This window comes from Streptomyces sp. ActVer (assembly GCF_027270795.1).
Lineage (GTDB): Bacteria > Actinomycetota > Actinomycetes > Streptomycetales > Streptomycetaceae > Streptomyces > Streptomyces umbrinus_A.
This window is the reverse complement of the sequence record NZ_JAPWHT010000594.1, coordinates 1-5,260: the sequence shown is the minus strand read 5'-3', so window position 1 is coordinate 5,260 and position 5,260 is coordinate 1. Positions and strand designations below refer to the sequence as shown.

Sequence of the window (5,260 nt, the reverse complement as noted above, 5' to 3'; positions counted from 1 at the left end):
CCTCCGCCTCCTCCCAATCGTCCCCGCCCACAGACCCCCCACTCGCTATCGGAATCCCCGACAGCACCTCCGCAGGCAGATCGAAGGCGTCCACCAGAGTCATGAGATGGGGAGCGAGCTCCCCGAGAACCGTGTCGACGGCCTTCGGCAGGGCCCGTACGTGATCCGGTGTCAGCCGCCCCTCGGCGAGCAGATACCCCGTGTGCTCTCCGAGTTGGCGCAGCAGGAACAGCCGGCACAGGCTCCGCATCAGGAAGCCGGCCCGGGGCTCCTCCGCCCGGGCGGCCGCGGCGAGGAACGCGTCGGCGGCCTGGAGGCGGGCGTGTGCGGAGACCATCTCCAGGGCGGCGTCCGAGGTCGCGTTCCAGCGGCCGACCGGGTCGCCCGACGGGCCCTCGCGCAGGGCCGTGCGGGCCCGGTCCTGCCAGATGCGCTCGACCTCGGCCAACAGGCCGCGCAGGAAGGGGAGTTCGGTGAGCTCCCGGCCCTCGGGATCGCCGGACTCGCCCGCACGGACGCCCTGGTGGCCGAAGACCATCTCCGAGGCGGCCTTCACCCAGATCACCAGGTTGTCGCCCTCGGCGGTGATGCCGCCCTCGATGTTGAGGGGGAGATCGGCGAGTCCGTTGGCGGGGAACAGGCCCTGGGCGCCGCAGCGTTCGCGGCACTCGGTGGTGATCGCGCGGGCCTGCCAGGTGATCCAGCCCTTGGCCACGGCCACCTCGCGCTCCACCTCGGCCCGGTCCTCGTCCGCGTGCACGGCGAAACGGCTCACCAGCGAGCGGTGCAGGAACGTCATCGCGTACGCCGTCGCCAGCGCGTGCAGCAGCCGGCCGTGATGGCTGCGGTGGGCGGCCAGCGGAATGCGCTCGCCCGCCTTCGGTCCGGCCAGGAAGCGGCTGTGGGCGTACCGCACCGCGATGGTCAGCGCGGCCCGTGACATGCCCAGCGTGCCGGCGCTCATGCACAGCTTGCCCATGGTGACGCGGTTGATGGAACGCAGCAGCCGCTTGCGCCTGTTGCCGAGGGTGCTGGCCAGCGTCCCGTCGGCGCCGAGCCGCCCGTGCTCGGCCTCCAGCAGCGCCTCGCGCGGCAGCCACACCCGGTCGAACGAGGTGAGGCAGTGGTCGACCGGGGTGCCGGTGCGCTGGGGGAGCGGCCGGACCCGTACTCCGGGGAGGTGGCCGTTCTCGTCGCTGAGCGGAGTCAGGAAGAGGAAGGTGCCCTGGTCCTCGCCGTCGACGACGAGGCGGGCGGCGACCACCGCCGTCTTGGGGCCGCCGGTCAGGCTGGTGTTGGGCATGAACTTCCGCGCGCCCGGCGTGGGGGTGGTGAGGTGGAAGCCGCCCGTCGCACGGTCGAACACCGCGACCGTCTCCATCGACGCGACATCGTTTCCGTGCTCCAGCTCCGTGCACAGAAACGTTCCTGTACGCCGGAGCGAGGTGAACGCGGACAGGTCCCTGCCCCGGCCGCCGTCGTGGTCGAGGACGCTGCCGAGGAACAGGTTGTAGTGGATGCTCGCGAGCGTGGTCAGCCCGCCGTCCACCGGTCCCGTCCACTCGTGCAGCCCGGCGAGGCGGTACGGATCGGCCGCCAGCTCCACCGGATCACCGGCCGCGTCGTTGAGGAGCCGCAGCCGCTCGTACGAGAGGGCCGTCCGCTCCTCGGGCGGCAGCCCCGGGCGGTACGCGAACTCCTTGCCGGAGACGAGCCGACGCCACGCCCCGTGCACGCGTTCGCGATCGGCGCCCTCGAAGAGCAGCTGGGCCAGCTCGTCGGCGACGGGGTGGGTCTTGGTGTGTGCGGGCACGGCCATCGAACTCCCCTGGGTGTGGGAACCGGTCAGGTACGAACCACTGCGCACCGAAGATACGTACCAACCGGTTTTGTTTTCAAGGGTGCTCGGGGAGGCGGAGGCGCGCACTGGGGGAGCCCGAGGGGGCGCTCACGGCGCGGCCGACACGTCGGCGCAGCTCATCGGGGAGGCTGCGAGTTCCATGTGGGTGAATCCTTGAGAAACCGTTCGGCTGGTTTTATTCTGGACCGCGAGGTCGCAGCTGCCCGGTACAGACCTCATGGTCTCTTTTCCCGATGTGCGGGATGGTACGGAGGTTGTTCGTGGCGCGGCAAGAGCGGGCCATTCGGACGCGGCGGGCGCTTCTCGTCGCGGCGGCCGAGGTGTTCGACGAGGTCGGATACGAGGCGGCGACCATCTCGGACGTCCTCAAGAAGTCGGGCATGACCAAGGGTGCCCTCTACTTCCACTTCACGTCCAAGGAGGAGCTCGCCCAGGCGGTCCTCGCGGCGCAGGTCGAGTCCCTGCCGCGCGTGCCCGAACAGGAGCTGAAGCTCCAGCAGTCGCTGGACGAGGCGCTGCTGCTCGCGTATCTGCTCAAGCGGGACACGGGTGATCCGATCGTCCAGGGCAGCGTGCGGCTGACCGTCGACCAGGGGTCGCCCAAGGACCACCTGAACCGCCGGGTGCCGATGCGGGCCTGGCAGGACCACACCCAGGCCCTCTTCCAGGAGGCCAAGGCCAGGGGCGAGGTCCTGCCGCACGCCGATGTGGACTCGCTCGCGAAGCTGTTCGTCGGCGCCTTCACCGGAGTGCAGGTGCTGTCGCGGATCATGACCGGCCGCGCGGACCTGGCGGAGCGGGTGGCCGACCTCTACCGGCACCTGATGCCGTCGATCGCGGTGCCCGGCGTGCTCGTCCGGCTGGACTTCACACCGGAGCGGGCGGCGCGGATCCACCGCGAGGCCATGGAACTCCGCGAGGCGGAGGCGGCCGAGGCCGAGGCGAAGGCGGAGGGCGACCTGGAGGACGGCCCGGAGGCGGACATCGCGGCCGGCCCGCAGGCGGGTGCCGGTGCGGGTGCTGAGGCACCCGCGGGGGTCGTGACCGCCGCTCAGTGAAGCGCCCTCCCGTCGGGGGCGCGTCGACGACCGACCGAACGGAGTGCACGGATGGACATGCCTGCTTGCCCGTACGCGCTGGACGTGACGGGGCGCGATCTCGCCTCGGAGGCCGAGAAGCTGCGCTCGCGAGGGCCGGTGGCCGAGGTGGAACTGCCGGGCGGGGTGGTCGCCTGGGCGGCCGTACGGCAGAAGTACGTCAAGCAACTCCTGCTGGATCCAAGGGTGTCGAAGGACGCCCGGCAGCACTGGCCCGCCTTCGTCGAGGGGCGGATAGGCCCCGAGTGGCCGCTGTACCCGTGGGTCGCCAACGAGAACATGCTGTTCGCCTACGGGGATCACCACTCCCGGCTGCGGCGGCTGGTCGCGGGCGCCTTCACCACGCGCCGGAGCGAGGCCCTGCGGCCGCGGATCGAGGAGATCACGGCCGGGCTGCTGGACGACCTGGCCGCCGTCCCCGCCGGTGAACAGGTCGATCTGCGGGCCGACTTCGCCAGGCTGCTGCCGATGCGCGTCATCTGCGAACTGTTCGGGGTGGCGGAGGAGGCCCGCGAACCCCTGTGCGCCGCGCTGGAGTTGGTGTTCGGCACGGCCGTGTCCGCCGAGCGGATGGCCGCCGCGCAGATCGAGGTCTTCGGGATGCTCGCCCGGCTGGCCGCCGAGAAGCGCGCCGAACCCGGCGCCGATCTGACGTCCGCGCTGATCGAGGCCCGCGACCAGCACGAGGACGGCGGACTCACCGAGGAGGAACTCCTCGGCACCCTCTACCTCATGATCGCCGCAGGCCAGGAGACGACCTGCACGCTCATCACCAACGCCGTCGGGGCCCTGCTCGCCCACCCGGAACAGCTCGCGCACGTCCGCGCCGGCCGGGCCACCTGGATGGACGTGGTGGACGAGACGCTGCGTGTGCACAGCCCGGCGGCGTACTCCCCGATGCGGTTCGCGGTGGACGACATCGCGCTGGGGAACCCCGCACCGGCCGACGGCGAGCCCGGCACCGAGTCCGACGGTGTACTGATTCGCAAGGGTGACCCGATCCTGGTCTCCTTCGCCGCCGCGTCCGGGGATCCGGAGGCGTACGGGGACGACGTCGCCGTCTTCGACCTGCTGCGCCCGGGCCGCCGCGAGGACCTGGCCTTCGGGTTCGGGGTGCACCGGTGTCTGGGGGCGCCGCTCGCGCGGATCGAGGCGAGCGTGGCGCTGGCGGGGCTGTTCGACCGCTTCCCCGGGCTGTCCCTGGCGGCTCCGGTGGACGGCATCGAGCCGGTGGAGTCCTTCATCGTCAACGGCTACGGCTCGCTGCCCGTACTCCGCGCCCAGCAGGAGCAGGAGCAGGAGCAGGAGCAGGAGCGGTGACCGTGGCGGTGGCAGGAGCCGTAGCAATAGCAAAAGCAATGACACGACCATAGAAACCGCATGTGCGGTTTGTTATTGTGAAGGCGCCTCTCTGGCACGCCCCCCGCAGCAACGGAGCGCTCTGATGGCCCAGCAGGAACGCGCGGTACGTACGCGCAACGCGTTGATCGAGTCGGCGGCCGAGCTCTTCAGCAAGGACGGCTTCGACGTCGTGTCCCTGTCCACGATCAGCACGCGGGCCGGGGTCAGCAACGGCGCGCTGCACTTCCACTTCGCCAGCAAGGCGGCACTGGCCTCGGCCGTGTGGGAGGCGGCGGCCCAGCGGCTCCGGCGCATCACGCTGGAGGGCCGGGCGAGGAGCGAGGCCGCCGCGACCACCGGGGGTGCCGGGGTCACCGGTTCCGGCGGGTCCTTGCAGGTGCTGGTCGACACCACGCACGCGCTGCTCCGGGGCCTGCGGCACGACGTGATCCTGCGGGCCGGGTTCGACCTCAGTGAGAGCCCGGTGCCGGTGGCGGCCGGGGCGGATCTGCGGCGGCGGTGGCAGACGTCGGTGGAGGGCGTACTGGCCGAGGCGGCCCGCGAGGGCGCACTGGCCCGTGACGTGTCTCCGCAGGACGCGGCCCATGCCGTGGTCGCGGCCACCGTGGGCTTCGGGGCCCTGGGCAGCCGGAACGCGCAGTGGCTGTCGCAGTCCATGCTGACCCGCTTCTGGGCGCTGCTGCTGCCGCGGCTCGCCACGGAGGCGGCGCTCAAGGGGCTGGTGGCCTCTGGGCGGCGGGAGGGAACGGCGGGGGTCGACGGCGTGCCCCCGCCGTTCCGCGCCACGGCCCGCTCGGGGGCGTGACGGCGCCCCTCCAGGGGCGCGGGGCAGCAGCATTTGCGGCTCCGCCGCGGGGCGCGGCCAGCCCCCACGGACCCGCAGCTGCCCACAACCCATCGCGCGAAGCGCTGTGGGGTTGTCGCGTGCCCCGCCGGCTAG

General features: G+C 72.0%; 4 protein-coding genes. 3 read left to right on the top strand and 1 reads right to left on the bottom strand.

The annotated features are described in order from the left end of the window. Nucleotides 1-1,819 (bottom strand): acyl-CoA dehydrogenase (locus tag O3Q52_RS48385; RefSeq protein ID WP_269654820.1); only part of this gene is annotated, 1,819 nt, incomplete at its 3' end. Nucleotides 1,820-2,121: 302 nt separating this feature from the next. Between O3Q52_RS48385 and O3Q52_RS48380 the strand changes: the two genes are divergently transcribed. From O3Q52_RS48380 to O3Q52_RS48370, 3 genes are all read left to right on the top strand, one after another. Then, nucleotides 2,122-2,919 carry a ScbR family autoregulator-binding transcription factor gene (locus O3Q52_RS48380; RefSeq protein WP_269654819.1) on the top strand — a complete coding sequence of 266 codons (798 nt, stop codon included), beginning with the start codon at nucleotides 2,122-2,124 and terminating at the stop codon, nucleotides 2,917-2,919. A gap of 51 nt (nucleotides 2,920-2,970) precedes the next feature. Beyond that, a complete protein-coding gene (locus tag O3Q52_RS48375) occupies nucleotides 2,971-4,278 on the top strand; it encodes a cytochrome P450 (RefSeq protein ID WP_269654818.1) in 1,308 nt (435 codons plus the stop codon). Between the two features lie 124 nt (nucleotides 4,279-4,402). After that, nucleotides 4,403-5,125: a ScbR family autoregulator-binding transcription factor gene (locus tag O3Q52_RS48370; protein ID WP_269654817.1), complete on the top strand. Its 723-nt coding sequence runs from the start codon at nucleotides 4,403-4,405 to the stop codon at nucleotides 5,123-5,125. Nucleotides 5,126-5,260: the final 135 nt, after the last annotated feature.

Coding starts and splice junctions, on each gene's coding strand:
- O3Q52_RS48370 (WP_269654817.1), top strand. CDS start 4,403: ATGGCCCAGCAGGAACGCGCGGTACGTACGCGCAACGCGTTGATCGAG.
- O3Q52_RS48375 (WP_269654818.1), top strand. CDS start 2,971: ATGGACATGCCTGCTTGCCCGTACGCGCTGGACGTGACGGGGCGCGAT.